Annotated in this window: 12 protein-coding genes; 8 read left to right on the top strand and 4 right to left on the bottom strand. The window is 76.6% G+C overall.

Annotated features, from left to right (window positions below; translation table 11 throughout):
• Positions 1 to 50 precede the first annotated feature (50 nt).
• The gene (locus BS72_RS21845) at positions 51 to 554 is read right to left on the bottom strand and encodes an 8-oxo-dGTP diphosphatase (protein WP_232792498.1); all 504 of its coding nucleotides are present in this window, start codon (positions 552 to 554) and stop codon (positions 51 to 53) included.
• Positions 555 to 643: 89 nt separating this feature from the next.
• Positions 644 to 1579 carry a LysR family transcriptional regulator gene (locus tag BS72_RS21850; protein WP_037912828.1) on the bottom strand — a complete coding sequence of 312 codons (936 nt, stop codon included), beginning with the start codon at positions 1577 to 1579 and terminating at the stop codon, positions 644 to 646.
• A 206-nt stretch (positions 1580 to 1785) separates the two neighbouring features.
• On the opposite strand from BS72_RS21850, the gene BS72_RS21855 reads away from it, so the two are divergent.
• The 7 genes from BS72_RS21855 to BS72_RS21885 all read left to right on the top strand — a co-directional run bounded on the left by BS72_RS21855 (position 1786) and on the right by BS72_RS21885 (position 11695).
• A complete protein-coding gene (locus BS72_RS21855; RefSeq protein WP_037912832.1) occupies positions 1786 to 2613 on the top strand; it encodes an oxidoreductase in 828 nt (275 codons plus the stop codon).
• 214 nt (positions 2614 to 2827) lie between these two features.
• The gene (locus tag BS72_RS21860) at positions 2828 to 3283 is read left to right on the top strand and encodes a DinB family protein (RefSeq protein ID WP_051951989.1); all 456 of its coding nucleotides are present in this window, start codon (positions 2828 to 2830) and stop codon (positions 3281 to 3283) included.
• 59 nt (positions 3284 to 3342) lie between these two features.
• Positions 3343 to 4470 (top strand): DUF4190 domain-containing protein, encoded by a 1128-nt coding sequence (locus tag BS72_RS21865; protein ID WP_157856301.1) that lies wholly within the window; start codon positions 3343 to 3345, stop codon positions 4468 to 4470.
• A gap of 148 nt (positions 4471 to 4618) precedes the next feature.
• Positions 4619 to 5371, top strand: coding sequence for a GntR family transcriptional regulator (locus BS72_RS21870; protein WP_037912835.1), 753 nt, complete (start codon positions 4619 to 4621; stop codon positions 5369 to 5371).
• Positions 5372 to 5528: 157 nt separating this feature from the next.
• Complete coding sequence (locus BS72_RS21875; RefSeq protein WP_051951405.1) at positions 5529 to 5792, top strand: hypothetical protein; 264 nt, start codon at positions 5529 to 5531, stop codon at positions 5790 to 5792.
• Between the two features lie 114 nt (positions 5793 to 5906).
• Positions 5907 to 8405: a SpoIIE family protein phosphatase gene (locus BS72_RS21880; protein ID WP_037912840.1), complete on the top strand. Its 2499-nt coding sequence runs from the start codon at positions 5907 to 5909 to the stop codon at positions 8403 to 8405.
• A gap of 740 nt (positions 8406 to 9145) precedes the next feature.
• Positions 9146 to 11695, top strand: coding sequence for a SpoIIE family protein phosphatase (locus BS72_RS21885; protein ID WP_232792650.1), 2550 nt, complete (start codon positions 9146 to 9148; stop codon positions 11693 to 11695).
• A 225-nt stretch (positions 11696 to 11920) separates the two neighbouring features.
• Here BS72_RS21885 and BS72_RS21890 read toward each other — a convergent pair whose 3' ends face one another.
• Entirely contained in the window at positions 11921 to 12646 is a 726-nt protein-coding gene (locus BS72_RS21890) for a PspA/IM30 family protein (RefSeq protein WP_037912844.1), read from the bottom strand.
• Entirely contained in the window at positions 12643 to 14970 is a 2328-nt protein-coding gene (locus tag BS72_RS32620) for a hypothetical protein (RefSeq protein ID WP_051951407.1), read from the bottom strand. The genes BS72_RS21890 and BS72_RS32620 overlap by 4 nt, the downstream gene beginning before the upstream one ends.
• A 529-nt stretch (positions 14971 to 15499) precedes the next feature.
• On the opposite strand from BS72_RS32620, the gene BS72_RS21900 reads away from it, so the two are divergent.
• The gene (locus BS72_RS21900) at positions 15500 to 17305 is read left to right on the top strand and encodes an ABC transporter family substrate-binding protein (protein ID WP_063836198.1); all 1806 of its coding nucleotides are present in this window, start codon (positions 15500 to 15502) and stop codon (positions 17303 to 17305) included.
• Positions 17306 to 17330: the final 25 nt, after the last annotated feature.

Below are 17330 nucleotides of genomic sequence, written 5' to 3' on the forward strand. Positions count from 1 at the left end.
CGGGCCGCGGGGGCGCGTCAGGGCTTGCTCAAGGGCCGCTCAGGGGCTGGTCAGGGCGCGGGCGGGTGCTCGGTCAGGACGACGTCGGCGTCCGCGACGTGCTCGCAGTCGGCGGCGAACGCGATCCGCGCCCGCAGGAAGCGCCCGGCCAGCACCTGGGGCAGCCAGTAGCGGGCGTCGTCCCACATGGCGTCCAACGGCGGCGCGTCCACGGGGAACCACGCGGGTTCGATCTCGTCGGTCTCGGCCGGCTCACCGGGGACGTCCCGCACGGTGAACGCCGTCACCCACATGTCCCACGCAGGGCGGGCGGGGAAGACCCAGTCGACGACCGCGACCGGCCGCAGCGCCGCCGGGTCCACCCGCAGCCCCGACTCCTCGGCGAGCTCGCGGGCCGCCGCCTGCGCGGCCCCCTCGCCGGGCTCCACATGGCCGCCGAGCCCCACCACCTTGCCGGCGCCCAGCCCGCGCTTCTTCCGTCCGAGCAGCACCTCGTCGCGCCCGTCGGCACCGGTCCGGACGACGAAGCACAGGCAGGTCTGAGGTCGCTCCACCGTCCGGATCATGCCGTACGCCGCGCCCCGCCCGCCACCCGCCGCCCCGCCCCTGCGCGGCCCGCCCGTACCCGCCGCAGTGGGGCCGGTCAGCCGGCGGCCGGGCCGGGGCCGCCCCGCTCCACCGCGCCCACCACCTGGCGGCACGCCCGCACGTAGGCCCGCAGCAGCGGTCCCGCCGCCCCCCGGGGCCAGGCCAGCGCCAGCCGGCTGGGCTCGATCCCGCGCACCGGCCGGGTGACGACGCCGCCGAGGGTGACCAGCGGCGCGTTGCCGGCCGCGAGCAGTACCACCCCCAGTCCGGCGACCAGCGCCTCGTACGTCTCCTCCGCGGACGCCACCTCCGCGCCGATCCGGGCGGGGCGGCCGTCGCGGGCGTCCAACGCCAGCCAGTAGTCACGCAGCGGGCCGGCGGACGGGGGCAGCGCGAGGAACGGCTCGGCCAGCAGCTCGGCGAAGTCCACGGGCGCGTCCGGCTCCCCGGCCGCCAGCCGGTGGTCCTCCGGCAGCGCCACCAGCCGCGGCTCCCGCGCGACCACCAGATGGTCGAAGCGCTCCTGCCCGGGCAGCGGCAGCCAGACGTACGCCACGTCGCTCCCGCCGTCGGCCAGCCCCGCCGTGGAGTCCTGCCAGCCCACCTGGCGCAGCCGCAAGGCGGCCTCCGGGCACGCGGCCGCGAACCGGGAGCGGACCGCGGGCAGCAGCCCGCCCCGCCCCGGGCTGGTGCTCATCCCCACCACCAGGGTGCTGCGCTGCGCCGCCTTGGCCCTCTCCACCGCCCGCCAGGCGTCGTCCCACGAGTCCAGCACGCGGCGCGCGTACGGCAGCAGCGCCTCCCCGGCCGGGGTGAGGGTCACCCCGTGCCGGTCCCTGGCCAGCAGCTCGACGCCCAACTGCCCTTCCAGCGCGCGGATCTGCTTGCTCAGCGCGGGCTGCGAGACGAACAGCCGCTCGGCGGCCCTGGTGAAGTGCAGCTCCTGCGCGACGGCGACGAAGTAGCGAAGGTCCCGCCCGTGGACGTCCATAACCCGTGGCTATCACCAACGGTCTTGGACGGGCAACCGCCGCCGCGCCCAGCATGGGGAGTGCGGCGGGGAACGCCGCCGGAGCCCGAGCGGGCGGGGCAGGCAAGCAAGCAAGCAAGCAAGCAGGCAAGCGAGCAGGCAAGCGAGCAAGCGAGCAGGCAAGCAAGCCGATAAGCAGGCAAGCGGATAGCGACTCAGGAGCTGTGATGAACAAGGTCTGGCTGGTCACAGGTGCCAACAGCGGCTTCGGCCGCGCCATCACACGGGCCGCGGTGGCCGCAGGCGACGTCGTGGTCGCCGCGGCCCGCCGGGTGGATGCGGTGGAGGACCTGGCGGCGGCCCACCCCGACCAGGTCGACCCGGTCCGCCTCGACGTCACCGACACCGCCGCCGTCGGGCAGGTCGTCGCGGACGTGCTGGCCCGGCACGGCCGGATCGACGTGCTGGTCAACAACGCGGGGCGCGGACACGTGGGGGCGTTCGAGGAGGACACCGACAAGGAGCTGCGCGACCTGTTCGACGTGCACGTCTTCGGTCCGGCCGCGCTGGTGCGGGCGGTGCTGCCGGGCATGCGCGAGCGCCGTTCCGGGGCGATCGTGCAGATGAGCAGCATGGGCGGCCAGACGTCCTTCGCCGGGTTCTCCGCCTACAGCGGCACCAAGTTCGCCCTTGAGGGTATGACCGAGGCGCTGCGGGCCGAGGTCGCCCCGCTGGGTATCAGGACGCTGATCGTGGAGCCGGGGGCCTTCCGCACCACGCTGTACGGCAACACGACAGCCAGCGCCCGGCGGGTGGAGGACTACGCCGCCACCGTCGGGGCCACCCGCGCGATGGTGGACGGCGGCGACGGCGGCCAGCCGGGCGATCCGGCGAGGGCCGCCGCGGTGATCATCGCGGCGCTGGAGGCCGAGGAGACCCCGCTGCGCCTGCCGCTGGGCGCGGACGGCGTCGACGCGGTGCTCGGCCACCTCGACGAGGTCCGCGCCGAGGTCGAGGCCTGGCGGGAACGGGCCAGCGACACCGCCTTCGGGTGACGCGGCCCGCGTCGGGGGCGTCAGCGGCCGGGCCCTGTCCCGTCCGGCCGCGGGCGGCTACGCTCACGTGCCCGTGAGCACCGAGAGCGCGGCCACCGACAGCGCGAGCACCGAGAGCGCGGCCACCGCCGCAGCCGCCGGGACAGGCGGGACAGGCGGGGCCTCCGCCGACGACCGTCCCGTCCCCCCGAGCCACGGCACCGAGCGCGAGACGCTGCGCGGCTTCCTGGAGTTCCACCGCGCCACCCTCGCGATGAAGTGCCGCGGCCTCACCGACGAGCAGCTGCGCGAGCGATCCGTGCCGCCGTCCACGCTCACCCTGCTGGGGCTGGTGCGGCACCTCGCGGAGGTCGAACGGACCTGGTTCCGGCGGGTGTTCGAGGACCGCGACATCCCCCTGGTCTGGTCGGACCGGATGGACTTCCAGGCCGCCTACGACCCGGAGGGGTCCACCGGGGCCGAGGCGTTCGCCGCCTGGCGGGCCGAGGTGGAGCACTCCCGCCGGATCGAGCGGGCCGCCGCCTCCCTGGACCTGACCGGGTACCAGCCGCGCTGGGAGGAGGAGGTCAGCCTGCGGATGGTGATGGTGCACGTCCTGCTGGAGTACGGGCGGCACAACGGCCACGCCGACCTGCTGCGCGAAGGGGTCGACGGGACGGTCGGGGCGTGACCCCGCGGCGGCTCCCGGGGAACCCTTCCGTCCGCCCCAAGAGAACGTAAACTCCCCGCGTGGACATACCCCCTCCGCCGCCCCCGCCTCCGCCGCCCCCTCCTTCCGGGGACGTGCCGCCGCACGAGCAGCAGTCGGCCCCGTACGGCGTTCCGCCCCAGGGTGCGGGACCGTACGGAGGCCCGTACCAGGGCGGGGACCCCTACGGCCCGCCGCAGCCGGGGAACGGCAGCGGCCCCGGCTTCCCCTTCGGCCCGGCCGTCCCGCCGCAGGGCCCGCCGCCGCAGGGTGGTCCGGCCGGCTACGGCTGGCCGCAGCAGCCGTACGGCGCGAACCCCGACCCGCACCCGAACCCGTTCCAGCCGGCCAACCCGTACGGGGTGCCGGGCGGGTACCCCGGGTACCCGGGCTACCCGGGGCAGCAGGGCTGGTACGCGGTGGAGCGGACCACGAACGGGCTGGCCATCGCCTCCCTGGTGACGTCGTTCACCTGCGTCCCGCTGCTGGGCCTGGGCCTGGGCATCGGCGGACTGCGGCAGATCCGGCGGCGCGGGCAGCGCGGGCGCGGGCTGGCCATCGCCGGCATCATCGTCAACGCCATCACCACCGTGATCGTCGTGCTCTCCGTCGTGCTCGACGCGACGGGCGCGCTCGACGAGGGCAACACCAAGGTCGAGGACGTCAAGGCCGGCGAGTGCTTCAACACGGTCGGGGCGTCGCTGTCCGAGTACGGCCAGAAGAAGCACGTCTCGCGGGGCGTCGACGTCGTCTCCTGCGACGACGAGCACGACGCCGAGGCGTTCGCGGTGCTCAACCTCGACCCGACCGGGGAGCAGGACTACCCCGGCGCCGACGCCGTGGCCGGCGAGGCCGGGCAGCGCTGCGCCGGCGCCGCGCGCGGCTACCTGGGCGACGGCTCGCTGCCCGACGGCATGGACGTCTACACCTACTACCCGCCCGAGTCCTCCTGGAACGCCGGCCACACCTCGGTGACCTGCTTCTTCGGCAGCCGCGACGGCAAGGTGACCGGCTCGGTGAAGTCCGGCGGCGGCTCCGGCAGCTCAGACGGCTCCAGCGGCTCAGACGGCTCCGGTGGTTCGTCGGACGGCGGCGGCGGTTCGGGCGGTTCCTCGAACGGCTCGGGCGGCGCGACGGGCGGTTCCTCGGACGGTGGCGTGGGCGTCTGACCCGCCCCGGGGCCGTCCCGGCGCGCGCGGGAGCCCGCAGTGCTCCCGCGCGCGCCTCTGACGCCCCGTAAACCTCAGGTCAGGGCTTGCGAACGAGTACCCAGGGTTGCGAAGCTGTCGCACACAGTCAACCCCCTGGGAGGGGCACGTGGCCTTCGGTGAGCAGCCCGCCTACCTCCGCGTCGCCGGAGACCTGCGGCAGAAGATTCTCGACGGCACCCTGCCGCCGCACGCCCGGCTGCCGTCACAGGCCCGTATCCGGACCGAGTACGGGGTGTCGGACACCGTCGCGCTGGAGGCGCGCAAGGTGCTGATGGCCGAGGGCTACGTCGAGGGCCGCTCGGGTTCGGGCACCTACGTACGGGAGCGCCCGGTGCGGCGGCGGGTGGTGCGCAGCGGGTTCCGGCCGTCCGGCGCGGCCGGCACCTTCCGCCAGGAGCAGGCGGACGAGGACGTCAAGGGCACCTGGGAGTCGCACAGCGTGCAGGAGCCCGCCTCGCCGGAGGTCGCCCGCCGGCTCGCGGTCGAACCCGGCGACCGGGTGATGCGCACCAGCTACGTCTTCCGTGCCGACGGTGAGCCCGCCATGCTCTCCACCTCCTGGGAGCCGTTGGCCGTCACCGGCCGGACGCCGGTGCTGCTGCCGGAGGAGGGCCCGGTCGGCGGCCAGGGCGTGGTCCCCCGGATGGCGGCGATCGACGTGCTGGTGGACCACATGGACGAGGAGGTCGGCGCCCGTCCCGGCCTGGCGGAGGAGGCGGCCGTCCTCGGCGGGGTGCCGGGCCACATCGTCATCGAGATCCGCCGCACCTACTACGCCTCCGGCCGCCCGGTGGAGACCGCCGACGTGGTCCTGCCGGCCGACCGCTTCCGGGCCGTCTACCACCTCCCCGTCCGCTGACCTGGGGGCGCCCCTGAGCGGGCCCTCACCGCCTTCCGGCCACCGTCCCCTCCGGCGGTGGCCGGATTCCGTCGTTTCCGGGGCCCCATAGGGGAATTCCGACCTCGTGCGGTGAACCTCGGGCGTAGGGTCTGGGCATATGCGAACCGTCGGGCATATGCACGGAGGAAGGGGCGACGCGGTGGCGTCCGAGCTCGGGTGGGTCCTCATACGGCAGGACGAGGGCGGCAACCGCTACCGCGTGGGCCGGTACGCGACCCGGGCCGAGGCCGAGCGGGTGGTCGGCGTGCTCGGCTTCCGCGCGGTCGGCGCCGAACACCCCCTCGAAGCCTCCGGTGCCCCCGGCGCGGGCGGCGCCGGCACCGAGGAGCCGCGGCCCTACCTGATCGAGCGGTGGGTGCCCCGGCCGGCCCAGGACTGACGCGCTCCCCGGGCGTTCCGGCCCGGAAGGGGGCACCATCGGGTAGGAGGGGGCGAATCCTCCACGCGTTCGGACGTGCCCGCGCCCGGACCGACCCGGTCGGGGGTGCACGGTATGAGCGCCAGCGGCGAGCCCCGCGCCGGCACCCTGCTGGACTCGCTGCGCGTCGCCGTCGTCATGCTCGACACCTCCGGCCGGGTGCAGCTGTGGAGCCCGCTCGCCGAGGAGGTGCTGGGCTGGCCCGGCGAGCACATCGTGGGCCGCCGGATCGGCGGACTCTTCGGCCCGCCCGCCGGCACCCCGCTGGAGGCCATCGGCCTGGCCGGGAGCGGCGGCGAGGGGGCCGGCCCCCCGGACGCCGAAGCCCCGGACGAGGACCCGTCCGCGCAGACCCTGCTGGCCGAGCTGCTGCGCGACGGCCGCTGGGACGGCATCCTGTCGCTGCGCCACCGCGACGGCCACACCGTCCAGGTCGAGACCCGCGCCAGCCTGCTCGTCGACGGCGACGGCCGGCCGTTCGTCCTGGCCTCCCTGGCCGAGACCAGCCGGCTCAACACCCTGGAGCACGACCTCGCCGTCCTGGACTCGCTCTTCCACTCCTCCCCGCTCGGCGTGGCCGTCTTCGACAACGACCTGCGCTACGTCCGGGTCAACGACGCGCTGGTCCGGATGAACGGCGTGCCGGCCGCCGGCCACCTCGGCCGTACCGTCATGGAGGTCCTCGACCCCTCGATCGCCGGCAAGGTGCTGGAGCTCCAGCGGCAGGTACTGGCCACCGGGGAACCGGTGATCGACCTCGTCCTCACCGCCCCCGACGGCCGCTTCCACCGCTCGGTGTCCTACAACCGGCTGGTGGACCGCGCCGGGCGGGTACTCGGCATCTCCACCACCATCCTGGACGTCAGCGAGCGGGTCCGGCAGGCCGAGCGGGCCGAGCGGCACCGGCGCCGGCTGGACCTCCTCAACGAGGTCGGCTCGCGGGTCGCCGGACTGCTCGACGTGGGACCGGTCGCCCAGGCCGTCGCCGAGGCGCTGGCGCCGGGCTTCGGCGACTACGCGGGGGTGGTGCTGCACCGTGAGCTGGCCGGCGGCGAACTACCCGCGTCCGGCTACCAGGAGGGCATGCCGCTGCGCCTGGCCGGTGTCGCCGCCCGGGAGTGGAGCGCACCGGTGAAGCGGATGCTCCGCCGCGACCAGCCGCTCGCCTTCGTCCGGCGGTCCGCGTACGGGGACGTGCTGGCCGGCGGCCGGCCCCGGCTGGTCGCGTCCGAGGAGGAGCTGCCGGCCACCAGCTACCCGGGCGACCCGATGGTCCACGGCGCCCTCGAACTCGGCGTCACCTCCCTGCTGGTGCTGCCGCTGCGGGCCCGGGGGGTGGTGCTCGGGCTGCTGGTGGTGGCCCGCGCCCGCGGCCGGGAGCCCTTCGACCACGGCGACCTGGCGATGGCCGGCGAGGTCGCCGTACGCGCCGGCATCGCGCTGGACAACGCCCGGCTGTACGTGCGCGAACGCGAGGGCGCCCTGATGCTCCAGCGCAGCCTGCTGCCGCGCACGACGCCCGAACCGCCCGGCGTGGCCGTGGCCATCCGCTACCTGCCGGCCAGCAGCGCCGCCGAGGTGGGCGGCGACTGGTACGACGTGATCCCGCAGAGCGGCGGCCGGCTGGCGCTCGTCGTCGGCGACGTGATGGGCCACGGCCTGCCCGCAGCCGCGGCCATGGGTCGGCTGCGCACCGCCGTCCGCACCCTGGCCGCGCTCGACCTGCCGCCGGACGAACTGCTGCGCCGGGTCAACGAACTCGGTGACGACCTCGCCCCCGGCCCCGGCGAGATCTGGATGGCCACCGCCGTGTACGCCGTCTACGACCCGTCCACCCGCCGCTGCTCCGTCGCCCTCGCCGGACACCTGCCGCCGGTGCTGGTCGTCGACGGGCCCGGCGGGGTCGGGGCGTCCGCCCGGGTGCTGGACCTGCCGGCCGGCCTGCCGCTGGGCGTCGGCAGGGAGCGCTTCGAGACCACCGAGCTCGACGTACCCGACGGCGGAGTGCTGGTGCTCTACACCGACGGCCTGGTCGAGGCGCGCGGCAGCGACATCGACGCCGGCATCGGACGGCTGCGCGCCGCGCTGTCCGGGCGCCGGCTGGACTCCCTGGAGGACGCCTGCGACGGGCTGCTGGCCGTCCTCGACCCGGACCGCGAGGCCGACGACGTGGCGCTGCTGATGGCCCGGCTGGGGGCGCCGGACGGCTCCGCCGTCTCCTGGTCCTTCCCCGCCGAGGCCAGCGCGGTACGGCTGGCCCGCCGCCGGGTCCGCGACCGGCTGGCCGCCTGGGAGCTGCGGCCGCTCACCGACGTCACCGAACTGCTCGTCAGCGAGCTGGTCACCAACTCGCTGCGGTACGCCAGGGGCCCGATCGGGGTGCGGATGGTGCGCGGCGACTCGCTGCTGGTGGAGGTCTCCGACCCGCTGCCCGACCCGCCGCGGGTCCGGGACGCGGCCGAGGACGACGAGGGCGGGCGCGGCCTTCAGCTGGTGGCCAGGACCTCCCGGCGGTGGGGCACCCGGCGCGGCGCGCTCGGCAAGACCGTCTGGTTCGAGCTCGCCCTGCCCTGACTCCCCGCCGACACCCGCCGACACCCGCCGACGCCCGCCACGGCTGCTCAGGACCACCGGGGCTTCCGGACCACCAGTGCTTCCGGATCGCCACGGCTGCTCCGACGTCCCCACGGTCGGCGTGCGGCGTGGTGGCGTCCGCCCGCGCCGTCCGCCCTTCCGGTCCGCCTGCGGGGCGCCCCGCCGCCGTGATGTCCGTCACACCACCGGGTCCGCGCCGCGCCTGCGGGCCCCGGCGCGTCCGGTGCGCGCCCGCGCGCGGCGGCCCGTCAGACCAGGCGCGCGGGACGCTCCGCGCGCCCACCCGGTGCCCCCGCGCGCCCACCCGGTGCCCCCGCGCCCGAACGGCGCCGTTCCGGCGCCTCCGCGCGCCCGCCCGGCGGCGCACCGCCGGGCCGCGCGCCCGCGCTCCGACCGGCCCCGACGCACGGCCGCCGGCCGCGCGCGAGCCGGGTCCGGTCGGCTGACCTGCGCCGGGTGGGGAACACGATGGTTCGGCGGGCCCGAGTCGGGTATGCCGAAGGGACGGGAGGAAGAGGCGGGGCGACGTGTGGGACCACGTGCGCGAGTGGGAACGGGAAGGGAACGTGCGCATGAGGCGGCCGGGGGAGGCCGCGGTGCGCAGGAGCTGAGATGATGCTGTGATCGCGAAGACCGTGTGCTGGACGCTCGCCATGCTGAATACTCGGCAGCAACCGGTCCATGTGTGCTGAGCTGGAGGGGTCGGGCGAGTGAGCGACATGCCAGCCGGGGCTGAAGCGCCCGGCGACGACGCGGACATGGCGCGGGCCGGGTTCTGGCAGTCGAGCCCGCCCGGTTCCCTTTACGACTACATACGGGTCGCCGCGTTCTCCCTGGACAGCGGCGGCCGGGTCGAGCAGTGGAGCGAACGGGCCGCCGAGTTCTTCGGCGTGCCCGCAGCCGAGGCGATCGGCCGCGACCCGATCGACGCCTTCGCCCCCGCCGAGGTGCGCGGCCGCGCCCACCACCGGATGGCGGAGATCCTCGACGGGCGCGAGTGGAACGGCCTGCTGCCCTACCGGGACCCGGCCGGCGGCCAGGGCCTGGCCGAGGTCTACGTCATGCCCGCCGACGGCGGCGCGCTGTGCGTGGCCGTCGACGTGGCCGCGCTGCGCCAGATCGAGACCGACCTCGCCGCCTCCCAGGCGGTGTTCGGCCAGTCCCCGATGGGCTTCGTGCTCTTCGACGTCCGCCTGCGGCTGATCCGGGTCAACGACCGGTTCGCGGAGGTCTTCGGCCGTCCCGCCGACACGCACCCCGGCCGCGGCCCGCACGACTTCCTCTCCCGGGTGGAGGCCGACCGGCTCACGGCCGCGCTGCGGCAGGTGCTGGAGACCGGCGACCCGGTCCTGGACATGCCCTTGGTGGGCACCGTGCCCGGCGACCCGGCCCGGCGACGCTGGGCGATCTCGCTGTACCGGCTGCACAGCAACTCCGGCCGCCCGATCGGCGTGGCCGGCCTGGCCGTCGACGTCACCGGCCGGCAGCGCGCCGAACGCGAGGCCGCGCACGCCCGCCGCAACCTCGCGCTGCTCAACGAGGCCGGCTCCCGTATCGGCACCTCCCTCGACCTGGAGACCACCGCCCGGGAACTGCTCGACGTGGCCGTGCCGCACTTCTGCGACCTCGCCTCCGTCGACCTCTACCAGGCGCTGCTGTCCGGCGCCGAGGAGCTGACGGGCACCAGCGACGGCAGCGGCGAGCTGCGCCGGGTCGCCTTCGCCAGCGCCGTCTCGGACGCGCCCGTGGTGATGGCCGGCGACGACGACGTCAACCCCGGCGACGGCCCGGTGTCGGTCGGCGCGGTGCACCGCTACCGCTTCAGCTCCGCCAGCGCCCGCGCCCTGCGCACCGCCCAGCCGCAGGTGATCGACGGCGAGAGCGGCCACGACCTCCGCACCCCGCTGGTGCAGTCCACCCTGGTGGTGCCGATGGTCGCCCGCGACACGGTGCTCGGCCTGGTGCAGTTCTCCCGGGCCAAGGGCAGCGAGCCGTTCACCGGGCGGGACCGCATGCTCGCCGAGGAACTGGCCGCCCGCGCCGCCATATTCCTCGACAACGCGCGCCTGTACCGGCGCGAGCACGAGCGCGCCCTGATCCTCCAGCGCAGCCTGCTGCCGCCGGACGACCCGGAGGCGGCCGGCCTCGACATCGCCTGCCGCTACCTGCCCGGCAGCATGGAGACCGAGGTCGGCGGCGACTGGTTCGACGTCATCGAACTACCCGGCCACCGGACCGCGTTGGTGGTCGGGGACGTGATGGGGCGCGGCCTGCGCGCGGCCGTCGCGATGGGCGAACTGCGCACCGCCGTCCGCACGCTGGCCATGCTCGACCTCGAACCCGCCGAGGTGCTCACCGCGTTGGACGAGGTGGCCAGCGGCCTGGGCGCGCCCTCGGCCGGTCGCAGCCGCCGCTCCAAGGAGACCTCCGACGCCGACCTGGGCGAGGTCTACCTGGCCACCGCGGTGTACGCCGTCTACGACTCGGTCACCCGGCGCTGCACCATCGCCAACGCCGGCCACCTGCCGCCGGTGGTGGTGGAGCCCGGCGAGCAGCCGATGCTGCTGGAGCTGCCCAAGGGCGTGCCGCTCGGCGTCGGCGGCGAGCCGTTCGAGGAGACCGAGGTGCAACTCGCCGACGGCTCGCTGCTCGCCCTCTACACCGACGGCCTGGTGGAGTCCCGGAACCACCCGCTCGACGAGGGCCTGGACGCCTTCCGCAACTCGCTGGCCGACTCCGGCCGCCCGCTGGAGGACGTCTGCGACCACGTGCTGGCCACCCTCGACACCGCCCACGGCGAGGACGACATCGCGCTGCTGATGGCCCGCGTCGAGGGCCTGCCGGCGGACCACGTCGGCGACTGGCGGCTGGAGCCGCAGCTGACCAGCGTGGCCAAGGCCCGGGAGCTGGCCCGCGGCCAACTCCTCGCCTGGGACCTGGAGGAGCTGGTCGACACCACCGAACTCCTCGTCAGCGAGCTGGTCACCAACGCGCTGCGGCACGGCTACGGCGACATCCGGCTGCGGCTGCTGCTGGACCGCACGCTGGTGTGCGAGGTGTGGGACAGCGCGCTGGTGCAGCCGCGCCGCCGCCGCGCCCGCGACACCGACGAGGGCGGCCGCGGCCTGCAACTCGTCGCGATGCTCAGCCGCAGCTGGGGCAGCCGCCGCACCCACCGGGGCAAGACCGTCTGGTTCGAACTCGCCCTGCGCGCCTCCGCCTCCGGCTCCGCCGGCCCGTCCGTGGACGACCTGCTGAACATGTTCTAGGGCCGTGGCCGGCAGGGTCTGCCCGGTGGCGAGGTGTCCTGGTGCGGTCAGCCGCAAGGCGCCGAACCGGCCTCGTCGCGGGTCTGCTCGGCCGGTACGGCAACGTGGCGGACGGGCGTGCCAGGGCGGCGAGCGGGGCAGACCTCGCCGGGAGCGGCACCAGGGCCGCGCCCCGGGCGGGTCCCCGCCCGCGGCGCCCGCCGGGGCCGCGCCCGGAGTCGGCGGTCAGCGGTTGGCGGGGGACTTCAGACGGGCGAGGCGGGTGCTGACCTCCGGGTCGTCCTCCAGGACCTCAAGGGACTCGAACTGGCCGTCCAGGGCCGAGGCCGGCAGGTCCTGGCGGCCCTGGCTACGGACCTCCTCGCGGCGGACCTTCTCCTCGAAGCGGCCCAGGTCGCTCGTCGGGTCGAGGACGTCGATCTCCCGGACCGTGTCCAGCACGGTGCCGCGGGCCGGGGCCGGGGCGGTGCGCGACCGGACCACCAGCTCGTCGCGGTGCGCCCGCAGCCGCTCCAGCCGCTCCTTGCAGCGGTCCAGCCCGGCGCGCAGCCTGTCCACCGTCTCGCTCTGCGCGGTGATGGGCGACCGGCCGGCGGCCGCCTCCCGCTCGGAGTGCAGCTGGCGGCCCAGCGCGACCCGGGCCAGGGTGTCGAAGCGGTCCGCCTCTACCGTCCGACCGGCCGAGCGCAGCTCGTCGGCGCGGGTGCTGGCCTGCGCCGCCTTGCCGCCCCACTGCACCGCGGCCGCGACGTCCTCGGCGTGGTCCTGCTCCATCAGCCGCAGGCCGCCGACGGCGTCGGCGACCGCCTGCTCGCCCTCCCGGACGGTGTCGGCGTAGTCCCGGATCAGCTGGTCGGCCATCTTGTGCTCGTCCTCGGCCTGGTCGAGGAGGGCGCCGATGTCCGCGCGGGCCAGCTGTCCCACCCGGCCGACGATCGTCTGCTTGGTCATCTCTGCTCCCTGGTGCGGTGGTTCGGGCGCTCTTCGGGTGCCTGCGGTGCCTGCGGTGCCTGAGGTGCTTCACGGGTGCGGGGTGCGGGGTGCGGGGTGCTCGGACGCTTCGGGCGCCGGCGGGGCCGGTCGGCCCGGTGGCCCCGGCCGGCTCGTGGTGGTGGCGGGGGTGGCGGGCGGCGGCGCGACGGGGGGTCAGGGGCGGTCGCCGGCCAGCCGGCCGCGGGTGCGGCCGCCGCCGAAGCTGCCGGGCCCGGCGCCGCCGAAGCCGCCGCCGCGGCCGCGCCGGCCCCGGCGCGGATCGCCCAGCAGGAGCCCGCCGAGCACCGCGCCGGCCAGGCCGGGCACGGCGTCCGCCCCGGCCGCGCCCCGGCCCCCGGTGTCTCCGGGCTCCCCGTCGGCGAAGCCGGTGAAGTCGGCGACGTCCTCCCGGGCGTACGCCAGGGCGTCCCGGGCCAGCCGGTCCGCCTCCCGGGCCAGGCCGAGTGCGGCCCGCGGATCGCCGCGGTAGGCGGCCGACGAGGGCCCCGACCGCCAGCGCCTCCGCTTTCCGCAGCCTCCGCTCCGCCTCCGCCAGCCGGGTCCTGGCCTGGCTGCCGATCGCGCCCCGGTGCGTGGCCACCTCGTCCCGGGCCGCCGCCACCTCGCCCCGCGCGGCCAGCAGCGCCCGCTCCAGCAGGGCCACGGCCCGCCGCCCGGCCGCCACCTCGTCCCGGGTGCCGGCCAGCGCGCGCTCCAGCGCGGCGTCGGCCACCGCCACCCGGCGCAGCGCGGCGATCGGGTCGGGCCGGCCGCCCGCCAGCTCCTCGCGGACCGCGGCCAGCGCCGCCTCGGCCCGGGCCACCCGGCCGCGCAGCGCCGCCTGCCCGCCGGGCCCGCCGGGGCCGGCCGCCGGCCGGGCGGGCGGCGAGCAGCTGCCGCGCCTCGGCCAGATCCGCGCCGGTCACCGCGAGCGCCTCGTGCAGTGCGGCGTCGGCCGAGCGCAGCACCTCGCCGCGCCGGGCCACGGACCCGGCCAGCACCGCGGCCTGGCCCAGCGCCCCCTCGGCGGCGCGGACGAACGCGGCGGCGCCGGTGTCCCCGCCCAGCGCGGCCTCCGCCCACGCCAGGCAGGCCCGGGCGAAGGCCAGCCGGTCCCGGGCCTCGGCCGGGTGCCCGGCCACCGGGGCGAGCGCGGCGGCGGCGTACCGCTCGCCCAGCAGGCCGAGCGCGGCCTCCGCCGCCGCGATCCGCTCGTGCAGCGCCGCCGCCCGTGCCCGCGCGCGCTCCAGCGCCTGGGGCGCGTCCGCCGCCAGCGACCGCAGCCGGTCGAACGCGTCCACCTCGGCGTCCAGCCGGCGGTCGGCCTGTGTGCAGCGGGAGAGGATCTCGTCGAGCATCTGCCGCCGGGCCGCGTCGTCCGCCGCGCCGACGTCGTCGAGCTTCTGGCGCAGCCGGAACGCCGAGGTCAGCTCGGCCCGCGCGTAGTCGACCGCCTCGCCGAACGGCCGCGCCGCGTCCTCGCCGCACTGGGCCGCGGCCAGGCCCACGTCCTCCTGGCTGGTGAGTACGGCGTCGTCGGTGGCCACCAGCAGCTCGCGGGCCTGCGCGTCCAGCTCCGGCAGCGGGGTGACCGGCACCGGCAGCCTGGGCCGGGCCCGCCAGCCGGCCGTCTCCGGGCTGACCGCCGCGCGCACCGGCCGCGGCCGCACCCGGCGCCGCCGCATCGCCCACATGGTCAGCAGGGCCGCGGCCGCGAGCGCCGCCAGCGGGAACCACAGCGCGCTGGTGGCACGGCCGTCCGACCCGGGGTTGGCGGCACCCGGGGAGGACGGCGGCGTGTCCAGGGTGGTCGGCGGCGCCGCCGGCACGGCCACCGGGAGCGGCTCGGCACCGGCGGCGTCTCCCGCGACGGCAGCGGTGACGGCCGGAGTACGGACGGCGCGGTCCGCGGAAACGACGGCGGTGACCGCCACGGACGCGGACGCGGCCGCGGGCTCGGCGAGGTCGTGGCCGTGGCCGTGGTCGCCCGGGTCGTCCGGGTCGCCCCGGCCGGCGACGGCTCGCAGGCGGCCGGGCACCGCGCGGGTCGGCGGCGGGTGGCCGGGGGAGGCGTCCGCCCGCCCGTCCGCTCCACCGTCAGTCCGTCCTTCCGGCCGGCTGTCCGCCCCGCCGTCCGCCCGTCCGCTCGGACCGCTCGCGGCCGGGCCGCCGCGGGACAGGGACAGGGATATGGGCGCGTGCTCCCGGGCGGCCGCCCCGGGCCCCGCTCCCGCCAGCGCTGCCACCGCCGCGGCGAACAGGGCGGGGACCAGCGCGGGGAACGCCGCTCGTCTTCTGCGCACCTCGCCGCCTCCCGCCGCCTGTCCTTTTCTGGAGCGTATGTGCGCGTATGTTCTTCCGCGACTCCACGGGCGCGCCCGGGCGGCGGGCGCGGGCGGCGGCCGGGACGGCGTCCCCCAGCAGGGGCAGGCCCTCTCGGGCGGGCGGCCGTGGAGCGGACGCGGCGCATGCCGAACGTGTCGCCGGCGTGCTCGTCCAGCCGGGCCGAGCGGAGCGTCGGGTCGTCCAGCCGGCGCCGGATCGAGGCCGGGGCGTCGTGCGGGGGGGCATGGCTGTTCCCTCACGCACGCCGCGGCGCCCCGCTCCTCGCCGCCGAGAGCCCCGCCCGGGCGGCGGGCGGGGCTCTTCGGGGGGGTGGGGTGGGCCGGACGGGTGGAGGTCGCCGGAGGTCGCGCCGGGTCCGCCCGGGACGTGGGACACCTCCTCTGGAGCCGGGGCGGATCAGGCCGCCCTTGCCGCACCAGAGCAGAAACGTCCCCCGGCGCACCGCAGGCGCGGCACGCCGCAAGGGCCGCGGAGGTGTCCGAGTCCATGAACCGCAGCTCCAACCCGCCCGCAGTCCGGGGGCGGAACCGCCGAGCCGTACCGGCTGCCACCCGCGCCGTCCTGGTGCTCACCGCCGGAGCGACCGCGCTGGCCGGCTGCTCCTCGTCCGGCACCCGCGCGGCCGGCAGCGCCGGCACCGACGTGGCGGCCGTCGCCCGGTCGGGCGTCCGCCAGGGCGGCACCCTGACCTGGGCGGTCGACGCGATGCCCGCCACGCTCAACGCCTTCCAGGCCGACGCCGGCGAGGCCACCGACACCGTCACCGGCGCCACCCTGCCGACCATGTTCCGGCTGAACGGCCACGGCTCCCCGGTGCTCGACGCGGACTACCTCAAGGACGCGTCCGTCACCGCCCAGTCGCCCCGCCAGGTCGTCACCTACGACCTCGACCCGCGGGCGAAGTGGAGCGACGGCCGGGCGATCGGCGCCGACGACTTCACCGCCCAGTGGAAGGCCCTCAACGGCAAGAACTCGTCGTACTGGACGGCCCGCAACGCCGGCTACGACCGGATCGCCGCCATCAGCCGCGGCGCCGACGCGCACCAGGTGAAGGTCACCTTCACCAGCCCCTACGCGGACTGGCGCTCCCTCTTCACCCCGCTGTACCCGAAGTCGGTCACCGCCAGCGCGGACACCTTCAACGACGGCGTGCGCACCGCCCTGCCGGTGACGGCCGGGCCGTTCGCCGTGCAGGCCGACGACGCCAAGGCCGGCACGGTCACCCTGGCCCGCAACGCCGGCTGGTGGGGCGACCCGGCCAAGCTGGACCGGATCGTGCTCAGCGCGGTTCCCGGCGCCAAGCGGCCGGCCGCGGTCGCGGCGGGCACCCTCGACGTGGCCGCCATCGAGCCCGACCAGATCAAGGCGGTGCAGGCGAGCAAGGACGCCGGGGTGCGCAAGGCGCCCGGCGCGGCCTACGCGCAGCTCGCCCTCAACGGCAGCAGCGGCCCGCTCTCCGACGAGCGGGTCCGGCACGCGGTGGCCCGCGCGGTCGACCGCAAGAAGATCGCCGCCATGGTGCTGGGCCCGCTCGACCTGCCCGACAAGCCGCTCGGCAACCACCTCGTACTGCCCTCGCAGGCGGGCTACGCCGACCACAGCTCGGCGCTCGGCAAGAACGACACCGAGCAGGCCGCCGCGCTGCTCGCGGACGCCGGCTGGCAGCAGTCCCCGGCGAAGACGGGCGAGAAGGCGGCGGCCGGTCCGGCCGGCCCCGACCGCACCTCGGCGTCGGGCGCGCTGACCGTCGTGGAGCCGGCCCGGGCCGCGATGAAGTCCGGCAAGGAGCTGAGCCTGCGGTTCGTGCTGCCGGCCGGCTCGCCGACGCTCGACACGGTGGGCGGGCAGATCGCGAAGATGCTGTCGGCGATCGGCATCCGCACCGAGATCAGCAAGGTCGCCGACGACAGCTACTTCCAGGACCACATCGCGGCCGGCGACTTCGACCTCGCGCTGTACTCGTGGCCGGGCACGGCCTACCCGGCCACCGACGACACCCCGATCTTCGCCAAGCCGGTCCCGGCGCCCGACGGCACGCTCGCGGTGGCGCAGAACTACACCCGGGTCGGCACCGACCAGATCGACCAGCTGATGGCCCGGGCCGGGGCGGAGCTGAACGCCTCGCAGGCCCGCAGTCTGACGAACGAGGCCGACGCGCGGATCTGGGCGGCGGCCGGGTCGATCCCGCTCTACCAGCGGCCCGAGGTGGTCGCGCTGCGGGCGAACGTCGCCAACGTGGGGGCCTTCGGGTTCCAGACGCCGGTGTTCCAGGACATCGGCTTCCGCAAGTAGCCCCCGCAGCCCCCCGCGTTCCTTC

Source organism: Actinacidiphila yeochonensis CN732 (assembly GCF_000745345.1).
GTDB lineage: Bacteria > Actinomycetota > Actinomycetes > Streptomycetales > Streptomycetaceae > Actinacidiphila > Actinacidiphila yeochonensis.